The sequence below is a fragment of the Streptomyces tritici genome (assembly GCF_048500665.1).
Lineage (GTDB): Bacteria > Actinomycetota > Actinomycetes > Streptomycetales > Streptomycetaceae > Streptomyces > Streptomyces tritici.
In genome coordinates this window covers 3,133,212-3,155,179 of record NZ_CP183183.1, presented here as the reverse complement: position 1 = coordinate 3,155,179, position 21,968 = coordinate 3,133,212, and the positions used below count along the sequence as shown (strand labels likewise).

24 protein-coding genes are annotated in these 21,968 nt (G+C 71.9%); 13 read left to right on the top strand and 11 right to left on the bottom strand.

The window, feature by feature from the left end:
- Nucleotides 1-98: 98 nt before the first annotated feature.
- Both ACNJ93_RS14435 and ACNJ93_RS14430 read right to left on the bottom strand, forming a co-directional pair.
- Nucleotides 99-1,157 (bottom strand): NlpC/P60 family protein, encoded by a 1,059-nt coding sequence (locus ACNJ93_RS14435; protein ID WP_418957819.1) that lies wholly within the window; start codon nt 1,155-1,157, stop codon nt 99-101.
- Nucleotides 1,158-1,363: 206 nt separating this feature from the next.
- On the bottom strand, nt 1,364-2,164 hold the full coding sequence (locus tag ACNJ93_RS14430) for a class I SAM-dependent methyltransferase (protein WP_418957818.1): 801 nt from the start codon (nt 2,162-2,164) through the stop codon (nt 1,364-1,366).
- 276 nt (nt 2,165-2,440) lie between these two features.
- Here ACNJ93_RS14430 and mshA point away from each other — a divergent pair, with 276 nt between their 5' ends.
- Nucleotides 2,441-3,799, top strand: coding sequence for a D-inositol-3-phosphate glycosyltransferase (gene mshA / locus ACNJ93_RS14425; protein ID WP_418957817.1), 1,359 nt, complete (start codon nt 2,441-2,443; stop codon nt 3,797-3,799).
- Nucleotides 3,792-4,289 (top strand): YbjN domain-containing protein, encoded by a 498-nt coding sequence (locus tag ACNJ93_RS14420; protein WP_418957816.1) that lies wholly within the window; start codon nt 3,792-3,794, stop codon nt 4,287-4,289. The genes mshA and ACNJ93_RS14420 overlap by 8 nt, the downstream gene beginning before the upstream one ends.
- 3 nt (nt 4,290-4,292) lie before the next feature.
- On the opposite strand, the gene ACNJ93_RS14415 is transcribed toward ACNJ93_RS14420, so the two are convergent.
- The gene (locus ACNJ93_RS14415) at nt 4,293-5,666 is read right to left on the bottom strand and encodes an MDR family MFS transporter (protein ID WP_418957815.1); all 1,374 of its coding nucleotides are present in this window, start codon (nt 5,664-5,666) and stop codon (nt 4,293-4,295) included.
- Between the two features lie 155 nt (nt 5,667-5,821).
- On the opposite strand from ACNJ93_RS14415, the gene ACNJ93_RS14410 reads away from it, so the two are divergent.
- Nucleotides 5,822-6,583, top strand: a complete 762-nt coding sequence (locus ACNJ93_RS14410) for a phosphoglyceromutase (RefSeq protein ID WP_418957814.1) — start codon at nt 5,822-5,824, stop codon at nt 6,581-6,583.
- Between the two features lie 256 nt (nt 6,584-6,839).
- A complete protein-coding gene (locus ACNJ93_RS14405) occupies nt 6,840-6,974 on the top strand; it encodes a hypothetical protein (RefSeq protein ID WP_418957813.1) in 135 nt (44 codons plus the stop codon).
- A gap of 101 nt (nt 6,975-7,075) precedes the next feature.
- Here the strand turns inward: ACNJ93_RS14405 and ACNJ93_RS14400 are convergent, their stop codons facing one another.
- Nucleotides 7,076-7,258 carry a hypothetical protein gene (locus tag ACNJ93_RS14400; protein WP_418957812.1) on the bottom strand — a complete coding sequence of 61 codons (183 nt, stop codon included), beginning with the start codon at nt 7,256-7,258 and terminating at the stop codon, nt 7,076-7,078.
- Nucleotides 7,259-7,312: 54 nt separating this feature from the next.
- Here ACNJ93_RS14400 and ACNJ93_RS14395 point away from each other — a divergent pair, with 54 nt between their 5' ends.
- Nucleotides 7,313-7,768 (top strand): GNAT family N-acetyltransferase, encoded by a 456-nt coding sequence (locus ACNJ93_RS14395; protein ID WP_418957811.1) that lies wholly within the window; start codon nt 7,313-7,315, stop codon nt 7,766-7,768.
- Nucleotides 7,769-7,877: 109 nt separating this feature from the next.
- Here ACNJ93_RS14395 and ACNJ93_RS14390 read toward each other — a convergent pair whose 3' ends face one another.
- The 3 genes from ACNJ93_RS14390 to phoU form a co-directional block, all read right to left on the bottom strand.
- On the bottom strand, nt 7,878-8,108 hold the full coding sequence (locus ACNJ93_RS14390; RefSeq protein ID WP_418957810.1) for a hypothetical protein: 231 nt from the start codon (nt 8,106-8,108) through the stop codon (nt 7,878-7,880).
- A gap of 199 nt (nt 8,109-8,307) precedes the next feature.
- Nucleotides 8,308-8,463 carry a hypothetical protein gene (locus ACNJ93_RS14385; protein WP_418957809.1) on the bottom strand — a complete coding sequence of 52 codons (156 nt, stop codon included), beginning with the start codon at nt 8,461-8,463 and terminating at the stop codon, nt 8,308-8,310.
- Nucleotides 8,464-8,585: 122 nt separating this feature from the next.
- Nucleotides 8,586-9,266, bottom strand: coding sequence for a phosphate signaling complex protein PhoU (gene phoU / locus ACNJ93_RS14380; protein WP_418957808.1), 681 nt, complete (start codon nt 9,264-9,266; stop codon nt 8,586-8,588).
- 264 nt (nt 9,267-9,530) lie between these two features.
- Between phoU and ACNJ93_RS14375 the strand changes: the two genes are divergently transcribed.
- On the top strand, nt 9,531-10,778 hold the full coding sequence (locus ACNJ93_RS14375; protein WP_418957807.1) for a sensor histidine kinase: 1,248 nt from the start codon (nt 9,531-9,533) through the stop codon (nt 10,776-10,778).
- Nucleotides 10,775-11,455 (top strand): response regulator transcription factor, encoded by a 681-nt coding sequence (locus tag ACNJ93_RS14370; protein ID WP_344960977.1) that lies wholly within the window; start codon nt 10,775-10,777, stop codon nt 11,453-11,455. The genes ACNJ93_RS14375 and ACNJ93_RS14370 overlap by 4 nt, the downstream gene beginning before the upstream one ends.
- Before the next feature lie 281 nt (nt 11,456-11,736).
- On the opposite strand, the gene ACNJ93_RS14365 is transcribed toward ACNJ93_RS14370, so the two are convergent.
- The gene (locus ACNJ93_RS14365) at nt 11,737-12,372 is read right to left on the bottom strand and encodes a DUF461 domain-containing protein (protein WP_418957806.1); all 636 of its coding nucleotides are present in this window, start codon (nt 12,370-12,372) and stop codon (nt 11,737-11,739) included.
- A gap of 573 nt (nt 12,373-12,945) precedes the next feature.
- Between ACNJ93_RS14365 and ACNJ93_RS14360 the strand changes: the two genes are divergently transcribed.
- From ACNJ93_RS14360 to ACNJ93_RS14335, 6 genes are all read left to right on the top strand, one after another.
- Nucleotides 12,946-13,428: a CarD family transcriptional regulator gene (locus ACNJ93_RS14360; protein WP_003953493.1), complete on the top strand. Its 483-nt coding sequence runs from the start codon at nt 12,946-12,948 to the stop codon at nt 13,426-13,428.
- A gap of 290 nt (nt 13,429-13,718) precedes the next feature.
- On the top strand, nt 13,719-14,468 hold the full coding sequence (ispD, locus tag ACNJ93_RS14355; RefSeq protein ID WP_418957805.1) for a 2-C-methyl-D-erythritol 4-phosphate cytidylyltransferase: 750 nt from the start codon (nt 13,719-13,721) through the stop codon (nt 14,466-14,468).
- The gene (ispF, locus tag ACNJ93_RS14350; protein ID WP_418957804.1) at nt 14,458-14,967 is read left to right on the top strand and encodes a 2-C-methyl-D-erythritol 2,4-cyclodiphosphate synthase; all 510 of its coding nucleotides are present in this window, start codon (nt 14,458-14,460) and stop codon (nt 14,965-14,967) included. Before ispD ends, ispF begins: the two co-directional genes overlap by 11 nt.
- Nucleotides 14,968-15,047: 80 nt before the next feature.
- Nucleotides 15,048-16,445, top strand: coding sequence for a cysteine--tRNA ligase (gene cysS / locus ACNJ93_RS14345; protein ID WP_418957803.1), 1,398 nt, complete (start codon nt 15,048-15,050; stop codon nt 16,443-16,445).
- A gap of 99 nt (nt 16,446-16,544) precedes the next feature.
- Nucleotides 16,545-17,504, top strand: coding sequence for a 23S rRNA (guanosine(2251)-2'-O)-methyltransferase RlmB (gene rlmB / locus ACNJ93_RS14340; RefSeq protein ID WP_418957802.1), 960 nt, complete (start codon nt 16,545-16,547; stop codon nt 17,502-17,504).
- 127 nt (nt 17,505-17,631) lie between these two features.
- A complete protein-coding gene (locus tag ACNJ93_RS14335) occupies nt 17,632-19,131 on the top strand; it encodes a DoxX family protein (RefSeq protein WP_418957801.1) in 1,500 nt (499 codons plus the stop codon).
- A 71-nt stretch (nt 19,132-19,202) separates the two neighbouring features.
- Here ACNJ93_RS14335 and ACNJ93_RS14330 read toward each other — a convergent pair whose 3' ends face one another.
- From ACNJ93_RS14330 to ACNJ93_RS14320, 3 genes are all read right to left on the bottom strand, one after another.
- Nucleotides 19,203-19,922 (bottom strand): nucleotidyltransferase family protein, encoded by a 720-nt coding sequence (locus tag ACNJ93_RS14330; protein ID WP_418957800.1) that lies wholly within the window; start codon nt 19,920-19,922, stop codon nt 19,203-19,205.
- Nucleotides 19,923-19,991: 69 nt separating this feature from the next.
- The gene (locus ACNJ93_RS14325) at nt 19,992-20,405 is read right to left on the bottom strand and encodes a hypothetical protein (RefSeq protein ID WP_418957799.1); all 414 of its coding nucleotides are present in this window, start codon (nt 20,403-20,405) and stop codon (nt 19,992-19,994) included.
- Nucleotides 20,406-20,617: 212 nt separating this feature from the next.
- Nucleotides 20,618-21,715: an ABC transporter ATP-binding protein gene (locus ACNJ93_RS14320; RefSeq protein ID WP_418957798.1), complete on the bottom strand. Its 1,098-nt coding sequence runs from the start codon at nt 21,713-21,715 to the stop codon at nt 20,618-20,620.
- Nucleotides 21,716-21,968: the final 253 nt, after the last annotated feature.

The window sequence follows — 21,968 nt, the reverse complement described above, 5'->3', positions numbered from 1 at the left end:
CGTTCGTGACCCGGGTCACCGTACCCGTGAGCCGGCCCGCCGTGTCCGCGGGGCCCGGCTCCGGCAATCACCGCTCGGACCGGTCACCGCCCGGGCGGTCACCGCTCCGGGCGGACGACCCCGAGGATCTCCATCGAGCCGGCGCCGGCCAGGGTGACGTTCCGCCCGGGGCGCGGCGCGTGGACCATCGCGCCGTTGCCGACGTACATGCCGATGTGGCTGGCGTCCTTGTAGTAGACGATCAGGTCGCCGGGCCGCATGTCCTTGATGTCCACCCGGGGCAGCAGCCGCCACTGCTCCTGCGAGGTGCGCGGGATGTTCTGCCCGGCCACGGACCAGGCCCGCTGGGTCAGCCCGGAGCAGTCGTACGAGCCGGGCCCCTCGGCGCCCCACACGTAGGGCTTGCCGATCTGCGCGGTGGCGAACTCCACCGCCCTGCGGCCCTGCTCCGTGGCCTTGCCGTCCAGCTCCTTGAGGATGCCGGAGCTCAGCCACGTGGTCTGCATGCGGTACTGGGCGTCCTCCTCCAGCTTCATCAGCCGGATCCGCTCCTCGGCGGCGAGCTCGGACTCCAGCTTCTTCGCCGCGGCGATCTTGTCGTTGATCTCCTTCTTCGCCCGGGCCTGCTTGACGCGGTTGGCCTCCAGCTTGGTCCAGTTCTCCCCGGCCTCCTTGGTGTAGGCCGTCAGCTCCTCCTGGGAGCGGGCCAGTTCGCCGAGGAGGTCCTTGGTGGCCTTCTGGCCCTGCTTGAGGCGGCCGGCGTTGTCGAGGAAGAGCTGGGGGTCGTCGGTGAGGACGAGCTGGGCGCTCTCGGGCAGTCCGCCGTTGCGGTACTGGGCGCGGGCCGCGGCGCCGGCGTGGGTCTTCAGCTGCTCGATCCGGGCCTGGCCGGCCACGATCATCCGGGCCAGCTGCACGATCTCGGCGGACTGCTGCTTCGTCTGCTCCTCGGCGAGGTTGTACGCGTCGGTGGCCGCGGCCGCCTTGCGGTACAGCGCGTCGATCTCCTTGCGGACCTCTTCGAGGGTCTTCTTCGGCGCGCCGGCCGGCGGCGGCTCGGGCGCGGCGTGCGCGGGCAGGACGAGCATCGGCGATGCCAGCAACGTCAAGGCGCTGACCACGGTGATCGCGGCGGTGGCGCAACGGCGTCGGTTCACTGGCTCCCCCTGGTTCCCTGTCGGACCGTCAGACCTGATTTACCGTCAGTAACTTCGCGGTGACCTTGGTGATAGTGCCACGCGACACGGCAAAACGACAGAGGAAACCCGGCCCCGGCGGGTCACTTCCCCCCACAGGGGACGAAGGGCGACGCCGATCCGTTCCCCGTTCGACTTCCGTCCCCCGAAAGGGGGGTGAGGGGAACTCAGCGGTCCTCGGCCGGCGCGAGCGCCGACCAGGCGACCGTCACCTCGCCCTGCCGCCAGCGGCGCGGCCCGTCCCGCAGCGGCCAGTCCGCCGCCAGGTCCCGCACCGACCGGATCCAGCGCTGCCGCGCCCCGAGCGAGGCGTACGGGGCGGCCGCCGCCCACGCCCGGTCGAAGTCGCGCAGGAAGGCGTGCACCGGCTCGCCCGGCACATTGCGGTGGATGAGCGCCTTCGGCAGCCGCTCCGCGAGGTCCGACGGGCGCTCCAGCGAGCCGAGCCGCGTGGCGAAGGTCACCGTCCGCGGCCCCTCCGGCCCCAGCGCCACCCACACGTGCCGCCGCCCGATCTCGTCGCAGGTCCCCTCCACCAGCAGCCCCTCCGGGGCCAGCCGCGCGCACAGCCGCCGCCACACCGCGGCGACCTCGCCCTCGTCGTACTGGCGCAGCACGTTCGCCGCCCGGATCAGCGCGACCTCGCCCGGGACCGGCACCTCGAAGCCGCCGTGCACGAAGGCCAGGCCCTCGCGCTCGTACGGCTTCGCCGCCTCCACCCGGGCCGGCTCGATCTCGACGCCGACCACCCGGGCCCGCGGATCGGCGGTGCGCAGCCGGCCGAGGAGCTCCACGGCGGTCCAGGGCGCCGCCCCGTAGCCGAGGTCCACCGCCACCGGGGGCCCGTCGGCGCGGCGCAGCGCGGGGCCGTGCACGGCGGCGATCCAGCGGTCCATGCGGCGCAGGCGATTGGGGTTGGTGGTCCCGCGGGTCGGGGTGCCGACGGGGCGGGTGGTGCGCGGGGCCATGACATGAGCGTACGGCCCGGGCGAGGCACCGGGACCGGGGCCCGGAGCCACGGACTCCCGGGGTCGCCGCGCCGCTGGCCGGGCTCCCGCTACACCGGTGTACCGGGCAATGAATTGGCAAAACGAGGCCCGGAGGGGGCCCGGAGGAAATGAAAGGAGGTGTTCCGGTGTTCTGCCGGTCGGAGGACGACGCACGCCCTCCGGTCGTCATGCCCGTACGCGTACGCACTGCCGTGCGCCACGCCCGACAGCGCCCCGAGCGGAAGGACCGCCGACGTGAGCCAGTACGTGTCCCGGTTCGCCGGCACCCTGGCGGCGCCGCCCAGGCTCCGCTTCCCCGGCCGGCACCGCACCCCGCGCCGGGTCGCCATGCTCAGCGTGCACACCTCGCCCCTGCACCAGCCGGGCACCGGCGACGCGGGCGGCATGAACGTGTACATCGTGGAGCTGGCCAAACGGCTGGCCGCGATCAACATCGAGGTCGAGATCTTCACCCGGGCCACGGCCGGCGGCCTCGCCCCCGTCGTCGAGCTCGCCCCCGGCGTCCTCGTCCGGCACATCGACGCCGGCCCGTACGAGGGCCTGGCGAAGGAGGAGCTGCCGGCGCAGCTCTGCGCCTTCACGCACGGCGTGATGCAGGCGTGGGCGGGGGAGCGGCCCGGCCACTACGACCTCGTCCACTCGCACTACTGGCTCTCCGGCCACGTCGGCTGGCTGGCCGCCGAGCGCTGGGGCGTCCCGCTGGTGCACGCCATGCACACCATGGCCAAGGTCAAGAACGCGGCGCTGGCCGCGGGCGACACCCCCGAGCCCACGGCGCGGGTCATCGGCGAGACGCAGATCGTCTCGGCGGCGGACCGGCTGATCGCCAACACCGCCGAAGAGGCCGACGAGCTCGTCCGGTACTACGACGCCGACCCCGGCAAGGTCGCCGTCGTCCACCCGGGCGTGAACCTCGACCACTTCCGGCCCGCGGACGGCCGGGCCGCGGCCCGCGCCCGCCTCGGCCTGCCGGCGGACGCCTTCATCCCCGTCTTCGCCGGCCGCATCCAGCCGCTGAAGGCCCCCGACATCCTGCTGCGCGCGGCCGCCCTGCTGCTCAACCACGACCCGTCGCTGCGCTCCCGCATGGTCGTCCCGGTGGTCGGCGGCCCCAGCGGCAGCGGCCTGGCCAAGCCGGAGGGGCTGCAGAAGCTCGCCGCGCGGCTGGGCATCGCGGACGTCGTCCGCTTCCACCCGCCGGTGGGGCAGGACCGGCTCGCGGACTGGTTCCGGGCGGCGAGCGTGCTCGTCATGCCCTCGTACAGCGAGTCCTTCGGTCTCGTCGCCATCGAGGCGCAGGCGGCCGGCACGCCGGTCGTGGCGGCCGCGGTGGGCGGACTGCCCGTCGCCGTACGGGACGGGGTGACCGGCTTCCTGGTCCCGGGCCACGACCCGGCGGACTACGCGCGGGCGCTGGGCCGGTTCGCCGAGTCCCCGGAACTCACGGCGCGGATGGGCGAGGCGGCCGCCCGGCACGCCGGCTCGTTCGGCTGGGACACCGCCGCGTCGGGCACGGCGGACGTGTACACGGCGGCGATGCACGACAGGCGGCTGAGCGAGCACCGCCGTCGCGTACGCTCGCACCATGGCTGACGTCGCACGTGCCCGGCAGGTCGTCGAGGAGACCCTGAAAGACGCGGAACTGGAGTGGGAGTCACCCGAACCCGGTTCGTACGTCGTCAAACTCCCCGGTACCCGCAAGCTCTTCACGACCCTGTCGCTGCGGGTGGGCCGGCACTCGCTCTCCCTGAACGCCTTCGTCATCCGCCACCCCGACGAGAACGAGGCCGGCGTCCACCGCTGGCTGCTCGAACGCAACCTGAAGCTGTACGGCGTGGGGTACGCCGTCGACTCCCTCGGCGACGTCTACCTGGCCGGCCGGCTGCCGCTGGCCGCGGTCGTCCCGGAGGAGCTTGACCGCCTCCTGGGCCAGGTCCTGGAGGCGGCGGACGGCGACTTCAACACCCTCCTGGAGCTCGGTTTCGCGTCGGCGATCCGGCGCGAGTACGAGTGGCGGGTGGCGCGCGGCGAGTCGACGCGCAACCTGGACGCGTTCGCGCACCTGACGCGCAAGCAGGACTGACGGTCAGGCCCGGGCGGCGTCCTTGACGCCGGGAGCGCCGGGGACGTCGGAGGTGTCGCCGGCGGCAGGGGCGTCGGAGGCGCCCACGGGGCCGGAGGCGTCCGAGGAGCCGGAGGCGTCCGAGGGGTCCGAGACGTCGCCGGGCGCGGCGGCGGTCTCCTCGTCCTCCGACAGAGCCTTGCGCAGCAGGGTGGTGTACCCGGCCGCGGCGAGGCAGCCGATGGCGCCGCAGGCGAGCCACAGTGCCTCCGAACCGGGCCCCTCGACGATCCAGCCGGCCCCGATCGGGGCGACGAAGCCCGCGACGGACCAGGACATGCCCATGACGCCCTGGTAGCGGCCGCGGGCGTGCTCCGGCGCGAGCCGGGCGGTGGCGGCGGCGTTGGTGGGGACGTGGATCATCTCGCCGATCGTCCAGACGACCACGGTCGCGGCGAAGACGAAGGAGGTGCCGGCCAGGGCGGTGGCGCCGGTGCCGAGCGCGAAGAGCAGCGAGGAGAGGGTCAGCAGCAGGACCGGCGAGCGCTTGTCGGTGAGCTTGTTGACCAGCAGCTGGAAGCCGACGATCACGATGCCGTTGACGGCGATGACCACGCCGTACGCGGAGGGCGACAGGCCCTCCTCGGCCATGGTGAGCGGCAGGCCGACCCAGGGGGCGGTGAAGACCAGGCAGACCAGCAGGTTGAGCAGCACGAGGGTGCGGAAGGGCGCGTCCTTCAGGACGTCCAGGATGCTGACCTTCTCCTCGGCGACGACGTTGCCGGCCTTGTCGACGGCGGCCGCGGGGCGGGTCTCGGGGAGCCGCAGGAAGACGATCAGGGCGCAGAGGGAGGTGGCGATCGCGTCGGCGAGGAAGAGGGTGCGGTAGCCGAGCACGATCGCGGCGCCGCCGCCGATGGCGGCGATGGCGAAGCCGAGGTTGAGGGCCCAGTAGTTGAGCGCGTAGGCGCGGCGGACGTCGTCCGCGGGGACCATGTCGGCGATGGTCGCGTTGATGGACGGCCGGACGGCCTGCATGGCGACGCCCATGAGCAGGACCACGACGGCGACGGCCCAGGCGCTGCGCACGAAGGCGAGCGAGGCGGTGCAGGAGGCGGCCGCCAGGTGCATCGTGATCATGGTGGGCCGCCGGCCCCAGCGGTCCGTGAGCAGCCCGCCGAGGGGCGAGCCGGCGACGCCGCCGAGGCCGTGCAGGGCGACGACCAGGCCGGCGAACCAGGCGGAGTGGCCGAGTTCCTGGGTGAGGAAGAGGGACAGGAAGGTCAGGACGAAGGCGCCGGTGCGGTTGACCAGGGTGGAGAGCCAGAGCCACCAGAAGCCGCCGGGCAGACCGGACACGGTGGCGACGGCGGAGCGTCGTAGTGAGGCGATGGACATCTCTGGGGGTCCCCCTGCGTCTGTAAGCGTCCCGGACGGTATGCGTAACTTACGCGCCGTCAAGGGGAGGCCGCCACCGAATTGGCGCCCGGCGCCCTGTCCGCCACTCGGGCGCGGGGAGCGACGGGGAAGGGCCGTCGACTAACCTCGTACGCATGGCCGACGCACCGTACAAGCTGATCCTCCTCCGCCACGGCGAGAGCGAGTGGAACGCGAAGAACCTGTTCACCGGCTGGGTGGACGTCAACCTCACCGAGAAGGGCGAGAAGGAGGCGGTCCGCGGCGGTGAGCTGCTGAAGGACGCCGGCCTGCTGCCCGACGTGCTGCACACCTCCCTGCAGAAGCGCGCGATCCGCACCGCGCAGCTCGCGCTGGAGGCCGCCGACCGCCACTGGATCCCGGTCCACCGCTCGTGGCGCCTGAACGAGCGCCACTACGGTGCGCTGCAGGGCAAGGACAAGGCGCAGACGCTCGCCGAGTTCGGCGAGGAGCAGTTCATGCTGTGGCGCCGCTCGTACGACACCCCGCCGCCGCCGCTCGCCGACGACAACGAGTACTCCCAGGCGAACGACGCCCGCTACGCGACGATCCCGCCGGAGCTGCGCCCGCGCACGGAGTGCCTGAAGGACGTCGTCCAGCGCATGCTGCCGTACTGGTACGACGGCATCGTCCCGGACCTGCTGGCCGGCCGCACCGTCCTGGTCGCCGCCCACGGCAACAGCCTGCGCGCCCTGGTGAAGCACCTGGACGGCATCTCGGACGCGGACATCGCGGGCCTGAACATCCCCACGGGCATCCCGCTGGTCTACGAGCTGGACGAGAACTTCAAGCCCCTGAACCCCGGCGGCACCTACCTCGACCCGGAGGCCGCCGCGGCCGCCATCGAGGCCGTCAAGAACCAGGGCAAGAAGAAGTAAGTCGCGTGATCATGCCCCCTACCTGCGGTTTCTCGGCAGGTAGGGGGCTGATTCGTTCTCTGGGCCGTCTGTGGGCCGTCATGCGGTGCGCCGGGCCGCGCTGTCGGCGGTCGCGATGCGCCTTTCGGTTGCGTTCTGGGGGTGTCTCCGCTTGCACCGGCATGAGGGAAGGAGAAACGTGGGCAATGACAGTTCATAGTGATGAATCAGGTGATGCACTATGCAGGCCTCTATCCGGAAGCGCACGGCAGTAACCGTGTGTGGCCTCGCACTGTGCGGCGCGCTCGCCGCTCCAGCGGCTATGGAGGCCGCCTCGTACCTGACCGACAGCGGTCAGGTGCAGGTCGACGACTCCCTCAAGAAGCCGAAGAAGCCCAAGAAGCTCCACTGAGCGGGGCAGCAATCCGATTGCAGGAGCCGCTCCACCTATGTGATCGAACCCCCTACCTGCGGTTTCTCCATCGGTAGGGGGTTGATGTGTTCTCTGGGCCGTCAGACGGTGCGCCGGGCCGCGTGCATGCCGTGCTCGCGCGCGGCGGCGTACCGCTCCTCCTTCGTCTCCGGCTCGGGGATGACGCCGGCCGCGACGAGAGCGGGCTTCCAGGCTTCCTCGTTCAACGACGTGCGCCAGACGTGGTTCCCCATCGGCCCGGAGAAGACCAGGTGCTTGGTCACCTTGGCCGGGTTATGGGGAGGCGGGCGGGCTCGGTGATCGTTTAGCGTGCCGGTATGAGTGGGGGAATGCGCCTGGAGGCGGTCACGCCGGAGAACGTCGACGCGGTGCTGGAGCTGAGCGTGCATCCGCATCAGCGGGACAGCGTCGCGTCCGTCGTGCGGTCGCTGGCCGAGGCGTACGCGTACGGGGAGCGCGCCTGGCCGCGGGCGGTGTTCGACGGGGAGGAGCTCGTCGGGTTCCTGATGGCGTTCCTCGACATCGAGTGGGGCGACGGCACCGTGCGCAGCGGCCTGTGGCGGCTCAACATCGGGGCGGCGCACCAGGGCAAGGGCTACGGGCGGTTCGCCGTGGAGGCCGTGCGGGACGAACTGCGGCGGCGGGGGGCCGAGGAGCTGTACGTGTCCTGGCACCAGGGCGAGCACGGGCCCGGCGACTTCTACCGGCGGCTCGGCTTCCGGGAGACCGGCGAGCTCGCCGGGGACCAGGCCGTCGGCGTCCTGGCGATCTGACCGCGGGCTCCGCCTCGGCGGCAGGGCCCGGCAGAACGATGCCCCCGGCCCGACCGTCCGGCGGGCGAGGGGCTAGGGGCGAGGGGCTTCGGGGTCCCTCATCCTGTGGTCAGTTGTGTCCGGGCGGGAAGTGTCCGGCAGGGTTCTTGCCCTTCTGGTCGAGTCCGTTGCCGTTGCAGCTGTCCTGCTGGCCGGCCGGCTCGTTGCCTCCGTTGTTGACGCACACCTGCTGGATCTTGGCGTCGGCGACGCTCGCACCGCCGAGGCTCAGGGCGAACGCGGCTCCTGCCGCGGCCAGCGCTGCGCCGATCCGTTTCGTCGCCGTCCTGGTTCTGGTCATGATCGGACCTCACTCACCGGACTTGCGTCCTCGGCCCACGCTTCTCCCGCAGCCCTGAGCTGTCAAGGAGAACCCGGCAAGTCAGGACAAGTCGACGAACTGGCCGGTAGGCGGTTCGCCGTGGCGGCCGATCGGAAGCTCGCCGCGATCCGACAGCGGGCCCCGCCGCCACGGCAGGGCCCGCGTACCGAGCGCTCTGTCAGCACACGCCGCCGCACTGGCACGGGGCGCCCGACTGGCAGCCGCAGCCGCAGCCCGAGCCGCAGCCGCAGGCGCCGATCACCGGCAGCAGCTTCCGCTCGCGCGCCGCGGGCTCCGGCGCTGAGTCCGTCGTCGTGATGGGGGAATCGGCCATGGGGTCCCTCCTCCAAGGCGTGGGTCGCCTTCCTCCCCATTCCATGCCCATCCCACACGGCGCATCAACGGCGCACCGGAGCGCCGTGGCTCAGCCGGGGGCACCCGAAGGTCACCCGCGAGTCACGCGCCCTCGACCGGCGACTCCGCCGGCTGCAGCTCGTCCGCGTGCTCGCCCGTCACCAGGTACACCACGCGCTTCGCGACCGACACCGCGTGGTCCGCGAACCGCTCGTAGTAGCGGCCGAGCAGCGTCACGTCGACGGCCGTCTCGATGCCGTGCTTCCAGCGATCGTCCATCAGGTGCTGGAACAGCGTCCGGTGCAGCAGGTCCATCTCGTCGTCGTCCTGCTCCAGCTGCAGCGCCAGGTCGACGTCCTTCGTGATGATGACCTCCGCCGCCTTCGCCATCAGGCGCTGCGCCAGCTGACCCATCTCCAGGATCGTCGCGTGCAGGTCCCGCGGCACGGCCGTGTCCGGGAACCGCAGCCGGGCCAGCTTCGCCACGTGCTGCGCCAGGTCGCCGGAGCGCTCCAGGTCCGCGCTCATCCGCAGCGAGGTCACCACGATCCGCAGGTCCGTCGCCACCGGCTGCTGGCGCGCCAGCAGCGCTATGGCCCGCGCCTCCAGGTCGTGCTGCAGGTCGTCGACCTTCTGGTCCGCGGCGATGACGGTCTCCGCCAGCTTCAGGTCCGCGTCGAGCATCGCCGTCGTGGCGCGCCCGATCGCCGACCCCACCAGCCGGGCCATCTCGACCAGGCCCTCGCCGATCGAGTCCAGTTCCTCGTGGTACGCGTCGCGCATCGGTGATCCTCTCTTCACGACAGTCCGGAGTCCGGGGGAGGCTCGGACCCCTACGGTGCCACGGTCGGCCCCGTACGCGTCGGGCTGTCCCACCCGAAGTGAACGAGCACTTTCCTGCCGGTGAACTCTGGGCGACCCCGTCCGGCGAACGGTTCGTCCCAAATGAACCGCCACCGTCTCCACGGTGAACTCTGGGCGACGACTGTTCGAGCAGCCACTCGGACGGCTGGGAGAGTGTCCGCCACCCCGCATAACCTGGATGGCATGGACGTGAACGCGGCGGTCGCCGCATTGGCTGCGATCGCCGGTGTCTGCACCGGCGTGATCGCCATGCTGGCGTTCCGCTGGAGCGAACGCGACCAGGCGCGCCCGACCCGAAGCTCCCTGCACACCGACGCGGTCCTGCCGCCCGGTGTCGACACCGTGCTCTCGGTGCTCCGCTCCTCGGCCGTCGTCCTCGACGAGAGCGACTCCGTCGTCAAGGCCAGCTCCGCGGCGTACGCCCTGGGGCTGGTCCGCGGCGGCAAGCTCGCCGTCGAGCCCATGCTCAACATGGCCCGCGACACCCGCAGGGACGGCGAGATACGGCAGGTCGAGCTCGACCTGCCGAGGCGCGGCACCGGACGCGGCGAGGCGCTCGCCGTCTCCGCCCGCGTCGCACCCCTGGGCTCCCGCCTGGTCCTGCTGCTCGTCGAGGACCTCACCGAGGCCCGCCGGATCGAGGCCGTGCGGCGTGACTTCGTCGCCAACGTGAGCCATGAGCTCAAGACTCCCGTCGGCGCGCTCTCCCTGCTCTCCGAGGCGGTCATGGACGCCTCGGACGACCCCGAGGCGGTCACCCGCTTCGCCGGCCGCATGCAGATCGAGGCGACGCGGCTGACCAACCTGGTCCAGGAGCTCATCGACCTCTCGCGGGTGCAGAACGACGACCCGCTGGAGGACGCCGAGCCGGTCCGGGTGGACGAACTCGTCGCCGAGGCGATCGACCGCTCCCGGCACACCGCGTCCACGAAGCAGATCACCATGGCGTCCGGGGGCAGCGCCGGGCTGCACGTCTGGGGGCACCGCGGCCAGCTGGCCGCGGCCCTCGGCAACCTCGTCGAGAACGCCGTCAACTACTCACCCGCCCGGACCCGGGTCGGCATCGCGGCCCGCCGCGTGACCGCGCCCGGCGGCGACCTGATCGAGATAGCCGTGACCGACCAGGGCATCGGCATCTCGGAGAAGGACCGCGAGCGGATCTTCGAACGCTTCTACCGGGTCGACCCGGCCCGCTCCCGTGCCACCGGCGGTACGGGTCTGGGCCTGGCCATCGTCAAGCACGTGGCCGCCTCGCACGGCGGGGAGGTCACGGTCTGGAGCACCGAGGGTCAGGGCTCCACCTTCACTCTGCGACTGCCCGAGGCGGGTTCCGTACGGAACCGCGGCGGCTCCGGCGCGGACGGCGCCGACGAGCAGCCCGCCTCCGACTCCACCACCGAACCACTCCCTGCCCCGGAGGTCCTTCCGTGACCCGAGTGCTCGTCGTCGAGGATGAGGAATCCTTCAGCGACGCCCTGTCGTACATGCTCCGCAAAGAGGGCTTCGAGGTCGCCGTCGCGGCCACCGGGCCCGACGGACTCGACGAGTTCGAGCGCAACGGGGCCGACCTCGTCCTCCTCGACCTGATGCTGCCGGGTCTGCCCGGTACGGAGGTCTGCCGCCAGCTGCGCGGGCGCTCCAACGTCCCGGTCATCATGGTGACCGCCAAGGACAGCGAGATCGACAAGGTCGTCGGCCTGGAGATAGGAGCCGACGACTACGTGACCAAGCCCTTCTCCTCGCGGGAGCTGGTCGCCCGCATCCGCGCGGTGCTGCGCCGCCGCGGGGAGCCGGAGGAGGTCGCCCCCGCCGCCCTGGAGGCCGGCCCGGTCCGCATGGACGTCGACCGGCACGTGGTGACGGTCGCGGGCGGCAAGGTCGACCTGCCGCTGAAGGAGTTCGACCTCCTGGAGATGCTGCTGCGCAACGCGGGCCGCGTGCTCACCCGCATGCAGTTGATCGACCGCGTCTGGGGCGCCGACTACGTCGGCGACACCAAGACCCTCGACGTCCACGTCAAGCGCCTCCGCGCCAAGATCGAGCCGGACCCGGGCGCGCCGCGGTACCTGGTGACGGTACGCGGCCTGGGGTACAAGTTCGAGCCGTAGAGGCTCGCGCCGCCCCGGCCGGCGGACGGAGTCCGGCGCAGCGTCCCGATGCCTGGGAGGCCCCTCGGGGCCGAGCAGTGCGAGGGGTGCACGCGGGCTGGTGTTCGAGCCGGACCCGGGCGCGCCGCGGTACCTGGTGACGGTGCGCGGCCTGGGGTACGAGTTCGAGCCGTAGGCCGTAGGGCTGCGCTCGACCGCGCCGGCCGTACGGCCGTGGCACCCGACGCGCATACGAAAGGGCGCCCCAACCGGACCTCCGGTGGGGCGCCCTTTCGTGCGGGTCAGTGGGCCGCGGGGGCCTCGCCGGTGGCCGCGTCCGTCGGCTCGCCGGTGGCGGGGGCGCTGGCCTCGCCGGTCGGCTTCTCCGCGGGCTTCTCCGGCTTGGTGGCCGGCGGGGCGGGGACCTCCGTCGGGCCGTAGCCCTCGAAGTAGCTCTTCGCCGGGACGATGAACGCCTGCAGGCCCACGTCGCCGGTCTCGCTGAGCTTGAAGACGACCTCCTGGACGTCGCCGTCCTTCTTGCCCTCGACGCCGTTCTCGATCACGGCGGTCGCGTTGCCCTTGCCGCCGATGACGACCGAGCCGCCGGCCGGCACGACGAGCGGGCCCGCGCCCTTAGCCGGGGTCAGCTTCACCGTGGCCGAGGTGCCCGGCAGGCTGATGGACTCGAGCGTCTGGGGAGCCTGCCCGTTGTTGAAGATGGTCGCCGAGACGACGGCGGGGCCCTTCTTGCCGGCCTGGGGCTGGGTGATCACCAGCGCGTTCTGGATCTGGACGTCCTCGACCGTGACGGCCGCGTTGTCCGGCTTGACGCCGAGGGTCTGCGCGTCGTTGCCCGCCCCACAGGCGGTCAGCGAGGCGATCGAGATCACGAGTGCGGTGGCGGCGAGGGCGCCGCGTCGAAGGCTGCGGCTCACGGCGGCGGCAACTCCTAGGACGTACGGACGGGATATGGGACAACCAGCGCGCTTAGGTTACCGACCCTCACTCTCGGTCCCGCACCCGACCCGCCCCTGCGGCCCCGGGCGTCCCACGGGGACGTGCGCGCACCGGAGGGCCGGGCCCGTCGCGCGACTCCCGGCCGCCCGGCACTCCGTTCCGGATTCGCCCGCCGTTCACATATCCGCCTTGATCAATTCGCCATTTCCGCAGGAAATCCGGGAAGCCGCGGTGATCAATTCAGGAAAGTGCCGCCGCACAGCTCCGTACGAGTGAGCGATCCCCGAACGGAGCATGCGGAGACGGTATACTGAACCGGACAAATCGGGGCATCTTCCCCTTCCTTGTGGCTCTCGGGCAGCTGTGACGCGCGCGTTTCTCTGCGTTCACACAGCCGCTCCGACCTGCGAATACCGCCCTCCGGAAGGCCGCCGCAGCACGTCCGCGTCGTTGTTGTCAAGCCCCGAGATATGCCCTGACCTGCGAAAACGCCATTCAGAAGAAGCCGTATCCGTGTTACCCTGGATAGCCACGGAAGGGGTACCTGTCACATGACGTTCAAGGTTGGCGACACCGTGGTCTATCCCCATCACGGGGCCGCGCTGATCGAGGCCATCGAAACTCGCCAGATCAAAGGCGTGGACAAGACCTACTTGGTGCTCAAGGTCGCTCAGGGCGACCTGACGGTTCGTGTGCCGGCGGACAATGCGGAGTTCGTCGGTGTGCGTGACGTGGTCGGTCAGGATGGACTGGACCGGGTCTTCGAGGTGCTGCGTGCACCGTACGCCGAGGAGCCGACCAACTGGTCCCGTCGCTACAAGGCAAATCTCGAGAAGCTCGCCTCCGGCGATGTCATCAAGGTCGCCGAAGTAGTGCGCGACCTGTGGCGCCGGGAGCGCGAGCGCGGACTTTCCGCAGGTGAGAAGCGCATGCTCGCCAAGGCTCGGCAGATCCTGGTGAGCGAGCTCGCTCTCGCGGAGAACACGAACGAGGACAAGGCAGAGGCGCTCCTCGACGAGGTCCTCGCGTCCTGACGCGATTGATGCCGCGGTGCCCGCTGACGCTCTGTGAGCTGTGACTCACAGTGCCGTCGCCGGGCACTGCGGCATGTTCGTCTCCCGATACACCCCCACTCGGCCCCCTTCGGCCCACCCGTACCGCGCGTGCGTACGCGCCACACGGAGCCCGCAGAGCCGCACACGGCGCCGGCGCGACCGATCCTGACCAAGTCGTCACGGAAAGGGCCCGGTCAAGGCGTCGCGCCCGGCACGATGGAGGCCATACCCACAAGGGCCGAGGAAACAAACCTGCCGGAGTGCAACCGATGTCAGACGAAACGCGTCCTCTCCGCACCGCCGCCGTCATCCCCGCGGCCGGCCGGGGGGTGAGGCTGGGCCCGGGCGCCCCCAAGGCGCTCCGCGCGCTGAACGGCACCCCGATGCTCGTCCACGCCGTCCGCGCCATGGCCGCCTCCCGCGCCGTCTCGCTGGTCGTCGTGGTCGCCCCCGCCGACGGCGTCGGCGAGGTCAAGCGCCTCCTCGACGAACACGCGCTGCCGACCCGCACCGACTACCTGGTCGTCCCCGGCGGCGACACCCGCCAGGAGTCCGTACGGCTCGGGCTGGATGCCCTGCCCGAGGGGATCGACATCGTCCTGGTGCACGACGCGGCCCGCCCGCTCGTGCCGGTCGACACCGTCGACACCGTCGTCGAGGCGGTCCGCGACGGCGCCGTCGCCGTGGTCCCCGCCCTGCCGGCCGCCGACACGGTCAAGGAGGTCGAGCCGGCCGCCCGGCCCGGCGAGCCCGAGCCCGTCGTCGCCACCCCCGACCGCTCCCGGCTGCGCGCCGTCCAGACCCCGCAGGGCTTCGACCGGGAGACCCTCGTCAACGCCCACGCCACCGTCGCCTTCGGCGGCGACGGCGCCACCGACGACGCCGGCATGGTCGAGCGCCTCGGCGCCCCCGTCGTCGTCGTGCCCGGCCACGAAGAGGCCTTCAAGGTGACCCGCCCCCTCGACCTCGTCCTCGCCGAGGCCGTACTCGCCCGCAGGAGGGCCAACGATGGCTTCTGAGCCGCAGCCGACCCCGGTACTGCCCCGCACCGGCATCGGCACCGACGTCCACGCCTTCGAGCGCGGCCGCGAGCTGTGGTGCGCCGGCCTGCTCTGGGAGGGCGAGGAGTACGGGCTCGCCGGGCACTCCGACGGCGACGTCGCCGCCCACGCCGCCTGCGACGCCCTGTTCTCCGCGGCCGGCGTCGGCGACCTCGGCGCCCACTTCGGCACCTCCCGGCCCGAGTGGTCCGGCGCCTCCGGCGTCACCCTGCTCGCCGAGGCCGCCCGGATCGTCCGCGCCGAGGGCTACGAGATCGGCAACATCGCCGTCCAGGTCGTCGGCGTCCGCCCCAAGATCGGCAAGCGCCGGGACGAGGCCCAGAAGGTCCTGAGCGAGGCCGCCGGCGCGCCCGTCTCCGTCTCCGGCACCACCACCGACGGCCTCGGCCTCACCGGCCGCGCCGAGGGCCTGGCCGCCCTCGCGACCGCGCTGGTGTTCCCCGTCACGCCGGCATAGCGGGCACGGGCCCCGAAAAAGTCGCCCCGCGACCGGGAATCGGTCGCGGGGCACCACCGGGGGCCCACTACTCTGGAGTGGTGACCATTCGCCTGTACGACACCAGCGCCCGGCAGATCCGCGACTTCACCCCGCTCACGCCGGGCTGTGTCTCGATCTACCTGTGCGGCGCCACCGTGCAGAGCGCCCCGCACATCGGCCACATCCGCTCGGGCCTCAACTTCGACATCATGCGCCGCTGGTTCGAGTACCGCGGCTACGACGTCACCTTCGTCCGCAACGTGACGGACATCGACGACAAGATCATCGCCAAGTCCGCCGACCAGGGCCGCCCCTGGTGGTCCATCGGCTACGAGAACGAGCGGGCCTTCAACTCCGGCTACGACGCCCTCGGTTGCCTGCCGCCCACGTACGAGCCGCGGGCCACCGGCCACGTCACCGAGATGGTCGAGATGATGCGCGGCCTCATCGAGCGCGGACACGCCTACGAGGCCGACGGCAGCGTCTACTTCGACGTCCGCTCCTACCCGGAGTACCTCAAGCTCTCCAACCAGGACATCGACGACCTGCGCCAGCCCGCCGAGGAAGGCATCACCGGCAAGCGCGACCCCCGCGACTTCGCCATGTGGAAGGCCACCAAGCCCGGCGAGCCCGACTGGGAGACCCCGTGGGGCCGCGGCCGCCCCGGCTGGCACCTCGAGTGCTCCGCCATGGCGCACAAGTACCTCGGCTCCGCCTTCGACATCCACGGCGGCGGCCTCGACCTGATCTTCCCCCACCACGAGAACGAGATCGCCCAGGCCAAGGCCTTCGGCGACGACTTCGCGCAGTACTGGGTGCACAACGCCTGGGTCACCATGAGCGGCGAGAAGATGTCGAAGTCGCTCGGCAACTCCGTGCTCGTCACCGAGATGGTCAAGAAGTGGCGCCCCATCGTCCTGCGCTACTACCTCGGCACCCCGCACTACCGCTCCATGATCGAGTACAGCGAGGAGGCGCTGCGCGAGGCCGAGGCGGCGTTCGCCCGCATCGAGGGCTTCATCCAGCGCGTCGTGGAGAAGGCCGGCGAGGTCGCGCCCACCGACGAGGTGCCCCCCGCCTTCGCCGAGGCCATGGACGACGACCTCGGCGTCCCGCAGGCCCTCGCCGTGCTCCACACCACCGTCCGCCAGGGCAACAGCGCACTGGCCGCCGACGACAAGGAAGCCGCCGTCGCCCGGCTCGCCGAGGTCCGCGCCATGCTCGGCGTGCTGGGCCTCGACCCGCTGGACACGCACTGGGCCGACGAGGCCGACAGCGGCGCCGAACTCCACGGCGTCGTCGACAGCCTCGTACGCCTCGTGCTCCAGCAGCGCGAATCCGCCCGCGAGCGCAAGGACTGGGCCACCGCGGACGCGATCCGCGACCAGCTCAAGCAGTCCGGACTGACCATCGAGGACAGCCCCGACGGCCCGCGCTGGTCGGTCGCCAACCGCTGAGGATGTGCCGCCGGGGGAACCGGGCGGCACACTTCAAGTGCAGACTTCGTACGCGCGGCACGCGCCGTACGCCCGCAGCAGTAGAGGAAACAGGTAGTCATGGCCGGGAACAGCCAGCGCAGGAACCGCCGTACGTCCAACAAGAAGGGCGCGACGGTCGGCAGCGGTGGCCAGCGGCGCAGGGGCCTGGAGGGCAAGGGCCCCACGCCGCCCGCCTCCGCCCGCAAGGGCCACGTCAAGAACCGCCTCGCCAACGCCAAGGCCAAGCAGGCCGCCGGCCGCCGGCCCGCGCCGCGCCGCGGCGGCCCCAAGGGCACCAGCGAGATGGTCGTCGGCCGCAACCCCGTCTACGAGGCCCTGCGCGACGGCGTCCCCGCCGTCACCCTGTACGTCCAGCAGTTCATCGACAACGACGAGCGCGTCCGCGACGTCCTCAAGCTCGCCGGCGAGCGCGGCAACATCAACCTGATGGAGGCCCCCCGCCCCGAGCTCGACCGGATGACCAACGGGCTCAACCACCAGGGCCTCGTCCTGCAGGTCCCGCCGTACGAGTACGCCCACCCGGAGGACCTCACCGAGGCCGCGTACGACAACGGCGAGGACCCCCTGATCGTCGCCCTCGACGGCGTCACCGACCCGCGCAACCTCGGCGCGATCGTCCGCTCCACCTCCGCCTTCGGCGGCCACGGCGTGGTCATCCCCGAGCGCCGCGCCGCCGGCATGACCGCCGGCGCGTGGAAGTCCTCCGCCGGCACCGCCGCCCGCACCCCCGTCGCCAAGGTCACCAACCTGACCCGCGCCCTGGAGGGCTACCAGAAGGACGGCCTGACCGTCGTCGGCCTCGCCGCCGACGGCGAGCACACCGTCGAGGACCTGGAGGCCCTCGACGGCCCGGTCGTCATCGTCATCGGCAGCGAGGGCAAGGGCCTCGGCCGCCTCGTCGGCGAGACCTGCGACTACCGCGTCCGCATCAGCATGCCGGGCGGCGCCGAATCGCTGAACGCCGGCGTCGCCGCGGGCATCGTCCTCTACGAGGTCGCGCGCCGCCGCAACCGCTGATCCCGCCCGTACGGCGACAGGGCCCGGCTCGCTGAGCTGGGCCCTTCCCGTCGTCTCGTGATCTTGACGGGTCTCGGACATTCCCGGTGCGTCAAGGCAGTGTCCTAAAGCCACATCACTCGGTTAGATGAGTGTGGACACAAGAACGCCCCGGCCGGGATTCGACGATCAGCCCGCGCTGAGCACGGTCAAAGTGGATTCCGACCCCGCGCAGGTCATCGTGAACCACGCCAGCTTCCGCGTCCGGCTCGGACCGGCCCAGCAGCCCAAGTTCGCCGCGCCCCGCGCCGGTGCGGCGGTGGCCGCGGCCGGAGCCGGGCGACGGCGCGCCCCCGTCGTGTGGACCGGCAAGTCCTCCCCCGGGGCGACCGGACTGCTCCAGGCCGTGCGGGAGTCCTCCGTCTCCACGCTCGAACCACTGGACGCCGGCGCCACCCAGACCATCCCGCGCTTCGACGAGACGATGCCCAACCCCGTCGTCACCGCCCCCCTGCTGCCGCCCATGCGGCGCGCCGAGGGCGCGTACGACGAGGTCTACGAGGCGGAGCCGGTCACCGGCGGCTACGACGACCCCGGCGACGCCGAACACGCCCGCGGCCCCCGCCACTCCGACCCCGTCCGGCACGCCTACTACCCAGGCCGCCGGATGAACCTCGGCGTGGTGCTCCTCCCGCTCCGCGTCTTCCTCGGCTTCATCTCCATCTACGCCGGCATGGGCAAGCTCTGCGACCCCGTCTACTTCGACGGCGGCGAACGCGGCTCCATGGTCAAGTGGCTCAACTCGCTGCACCCCTGGGCGCTCGCCGAGCCCCTGCGCGACTTCGCCCTCGCCCACCCCGTCGGCGCCGGACTGACCGTCGCCTTCCTCCAGGTCGTCGTCGGCGTCCTCACCGTCCTCGGCCTCTGGCAGCGGGTCGCCGCCGTCGTCGGCGCCCTGCTGTCCGCCGCGCTGATCCTCACCGTCAGCTGGAAGACCGTCCCGGTCTACGACGCGCCCGACATCATCTACCTCGCCGCCTGGTCCCCGCTGATCATCGCCGGCGCGCCCGTCTACTCCATCGACGGCCGCCTCGCCGGAGAAGCCTGGCGCACCCTCGGACCGCGCTCCGAACTCTGGGAGCTCCGCCGCCGCGTCCTGCGCCGCGGCGCGCTCATCACCGCCGTCGTCGTCGGCCTGACCCTGCTCGTCGGCTCCATGCTCGGCGGCGCCGTCCGCTCCACCGAGATGGTCACCGTCCCCGGACCCGACGACGACCCCGTCAACCACCTGCCCGGCCAGCCGCTGCCCCCCGAGCCGGGCGAGCGCAGCCCCTCCCGCTCCGCCGAGTCCCGCCCCGAGCCCAGCCGCACCGGCCGCGAGGGCACGGACGAGGAGGAGCCCAAGGGCGAGACCTCCCCGTCGGAGACCGCCGGCGAGACCGGCCCCGCCGAGCAGCGGCCCACCGCCACCCAGGGCTCCGGCGACGACGCGCCCGACCAGTCCGGACCGGCCGCGCCCCCGCCGCCCCCGCCGGGCCCCACGGACAGCGGCTCCGGCGACGGCGGCACGTCCGACGGCGGCGGCGAGGAGGACGGCGGCTCCACCTCCGGCGGCAACCGCAACCCGATCGGCGGCCTGCTGGGCTGAGCCTCCGGCACGCCGGAAGGGGCGGCACACCGAGACCGGTGTGCCGCCCCTTCCGCATGTCCGCGTACGGCTCAGGTCGCCCGGGTGCCGGCCAGCTCCTTCGCGGCCTCCGTGAGGTCCTTGGCGGTGTCGATGGCCCGCCAGTACGCGCCCTGCGGCAACGGGAAGCCCGCCAGGCGGCGCTCCCGCGCCAGCCGGGGGAACGTCGTGCGCTCGTGGTCCCCGCGCTCCGGAAGCTGCTCCGTGAAGTCCGCGGAGAAGACGTACACGCCCGCGTTGATGAGGTACGGGGAGGGCGGCGCCTCGATGAAGTCCGTGATGTGCCCGAACGCGTCCGTCTCGACGGCGCCCCACGGGATCCGCGGACGGGCCAGGGCGAGCGTCGCGGTGGCGTCCCGCTCCGCGTGGAACGCGGCCATCTCGCGCAGGGAGAAGCGGGTCCAGATGTCGCCGTTGGTGGCGTACCAGGGCTGCTCGGGCTCGGGCAGATGCGCGGCGGCGTACTTGAGGCCGCCGCCGCGGCCCAGCGGCTCCGACTCGACGACGGTGGTCACCCGGAGCGGCAGATCGGCGTCACGCAGCCAGTCCTGGAGCACCTCGGCGAGATGGCCGCAGGACACGACGGCGTCCGTGACGCCCTCGGAGGCCAGCCAGGAAAGCTGATGGCCGATGATCGGGGTCCCGGTGCCCGGGATCTCGACCATCGGCTTGGGGCGGTCGTCGGTGTAGGGGCGCAGGCGCGAGCCCTGGCCGCCCGCCAGGACCACCGCCTGCGTCGGAGAGGTCTGCATACGGCGAACGATATGCGGCCCCCGCCGGCAGGGCGGACGCGGCGCTCAGGAGGCGCCGCGGCGGACGGCTCAGGACGCTGCCATGACGCCGGTCGCGAAGGAGGTGTCGCAGACCGGGCGGGAGAAGGACTGGGCGCGCGTGGGGCCGTACTGCTCGACGGCGGCGCGGCCGAGGGCGCGGGCGATCGCCATGCAGTGCTTGGCCAGCGAGGGGCGGGCCTCGACCTCGCGCTGGAGGTGGGTCAGCGCCGTGCCGGGGTCCTTCTGCTGAAGTTCGGCGAGCAGCCGGTCGCGCAGAATATCCTGCGGGGCACGGGACTTGGCGGGCGTCGACACGTCCGCGGAGGACGCGGTCAGCATCTGGGTCCCGTGGCTCTGGCCGGCCCACGGAACGGCGGACACCGCGAGCGTTCCGGAGAGCACCAGGACGACGGGCAGGACGAGTGCGAGAGAGCGGCCGATGCGGCGGGCAGTGTGGGTCACGGAGGCGAGCGTAGCGGCCGGTAGTGATATGGCGACATTTAGTCACTCTCGCGAGGGACGGTTCGAGCCCGTCTTTCGAATCGCGTGTTGACGCGGAGGCCGCGGCGACGCCCGATTTTCCCCGTCCTGCCGGGGAATTGTCGACTTGCGACGTATACGCGAGCAGCCCCGCACCTGCAACAGGTACGGGGCTGCTCGGCGCTACGGGGTGCTCAGCCGCTGAGGCGCTCGCCGGTGGAGGTCGAGAACACGTGGATCTCGCCCGCGCGCGGCACGACGTGCAGCTCGGAGCCCTTCTCCGGGACGTTGCGGCCGCCGACGCGGACCACGAGGTCCTTGTCCGCGCCGCCGACGCGGGCGGAGCCGTACACGTAGCCGTCGGCGCCCAGCTCCTCGACGACGTTCACGGAGACGGCCAGGCCCTGGTCGCTGTCGGCGCCGGAGACGTCGAAGTGCTCGGGGCGGACGCCGACCGTGACGGTCTTGTCGCCCTTGGCGGAGGCCGCGGAGAGCGCCTCGCGGGACACCGGGACGACGCTGTTGCCGAACTTCACGCCGCCGTCGGCGATCGGGACCTCGACCAGGTTCATGGCCGGGGAGCCGATGAAGCCGGCGACGAAGAGGTTGGCGGGCTTGTCGTACATGTTGCGCGGGGTGTCGACCTGCTGGAGCAGGCCGTCCTTCAGCACGGCCACGCGGTCGCCCATCGTCATGGCCTCGACCTGGTCGTGGGTGACGTAGACGGTGGTGATGCCGAGCCGGCGCTGCAGCGAGGCGATCTGCGTACGGGTGGAGACCCGGAGTTTCGCGTCGAGGTTCGACAGCGGCTCGTCCATCAGGAACACCTGGGGCTCGCGCACGATGGCACGGCCCATCGCGACGCGCTGCCGCTGACCGCCGGAGAGCGCCTTCGGCTTGCGGTCGAGGTACTCGGTGAGGTCGAGGATCTTCGCGGCCTCCTCGACCTTCTGCCGGATGGTGCCCTTGTCCACGCCGGCGATCTTCAGCGCGAAGCCCATGTTCTGGGCGACGGTCATGTGCGGGTAGAGCGCGTAGTTCTGGAACACCATGGCGATGTCCCGGTCCTTCGGCGGCAGATGCGTGACGTCGCGGTCCCCGATGCGGATGGATCCGCCGTTGACGTCCTCGAGCCCCGCGAGCATGCGGAGCGAGGTGGACTTGCCGCAGCCGGACGGGCCGACGAGCACGAGGAACTCGCCGTCCGCGATCTCGATGTCGAGCTGGTCGACGGCGGGCTTGGTGGCACCCGGGTACAGCCGGGTGGCCTTGTCAAAGGTGACAGTGGCCATGGTGATGGGTCCCTTCACCGGCAGGAACGTGCCGGACGATCCGAGTAAAGGAAGGATTGAGGTCTAGTCCACCAGGGTGAACTTCCCGTGACGGTACCTGGCCGCGCCCGATCTGTCAGTAGGGGAGTGCGGTGAGATTTGTAGAGGCGGAGGGCTTGGCCCGGCCAGAGCGGTTGACTTTTGATCCTGCAACCGTGTGTGAGGCAGAGCAGCGACTTTGTGGCCCTGCCGCGTACACGGCGCTTCCTGCTTC

Bases quoted from the DNA above. Each gene is read 5' to 3' on its own strand.
- ACNJ93_RS14375 (WP_418957807.1), top strand. From the start codon at position 9,531: ATGGACGTGAACGCGGCGGTCGCCGCATTGGCTGCGATCGCCGGTGTC.
- rlmB (WP_418957802.1), top strand. From the start codon at position 16,545: ATGGCCGGGAACAGCCAGCGCAGGAACCGCCGTACGTCCAACAAGAAG.
- ACNJ93_RS14395 (WP_418957811.1), top strand. From the start codon at position 7,313: ATGAGTGGGGGAATGCGCCTGGAGGCGGTCACGCCGGAGAACGTCGAC.
- ACNJ93_RS14330 (WP_418957800.1), bottom strand. From the start codon at position 19,922: ATGCAGACCTCTCCGACGCAGGCGGTGGTCCTGGCGGGCGGCCAGGGC.
- ACNJ93_RS14390 (WP_418957810.1), bottom strand. From the start codon at position 8,108: ATGACCAGAACCAGGACGGCGACGAAACGGATCGGCGCAGCGCTGGCC.
- ACNJ93_RS14360 (WP_003953493.1), top strand. From the start codon at position 12,946: ATGACGTTCAAGGTTGGCGACACCGTGGTCTATCCCCATCACGGGGCC.
- phoU (WP_418957808.1), bottom strand. From the start codon at position 9,266: ATGCGCGACGCGTACCACGAGGAACTGGACTCGATCGGCGAGGGCCTG.
- ACNJ93_RS14420 (WP_418957816.1), top strand. From the start codon at position 3,792: ATGGCTGACGTCGCACGTGCCCGGCAGGTCGTCGAGGAGACCCTGAAA.
- ispD (WP_418957805.1), top strand. From the start codon at position 13,719: ATGTCAGACGAAACGCGTCCTCTCCGCACCGCCGCCGTCATCCCCGCG.
- ACNJ93_RS14335 (WP_418957801.1), top strand. From the start codon at position 17,632: ATGAGTGTGGACACAAGAACGCCCCGGCCGGGATTCGACGATCAGCCC.
- ACNJ93_RS14410 (WP_418957814.1), top strand. From the start codon at position 5,822: ATGGCCGACGCACCGTACAAGCTGATCCTCCTCCGCCACGGCGAGAGC.
- ACNJ93_RS14430 (WP_418957818.1), bottom strand. From the start codon at position 2,164: ATGGCCCCGCGCACCACCCGCCCCGTCGGCACCCCGACCCGCGGGACC.
- ACNJ93_RS14385 (WP_418957809.1), bottom strand. From the start codon at position 8,463: ATGGCCGATTCCCCCATCACGACGACGGACTCAGCGCCGGAGCCCGCG.
- ACNJ93_RS14415 (WP_418957815.1), bottom strand. From the start codon at position 5,666: ATGTCCATCGCCTCACTACGACGCTCCGCCGTCGCCACCGTGTCCGGT.
- ACNJ93_RS14320 (WP_418957798.1), bottom strand. From the start codon at position 21,715: ATGGCCACTGTCACCTTTGACAAGGCCACCCGGCTGTACCCGGGTGCC.
- ispF (WP_418957804.1), top strand. From the start codon at position 14,458: ATGGCTTCTGAGCCGCAGCCGACCCCGGTACTGCCCCGCACCGGCATC.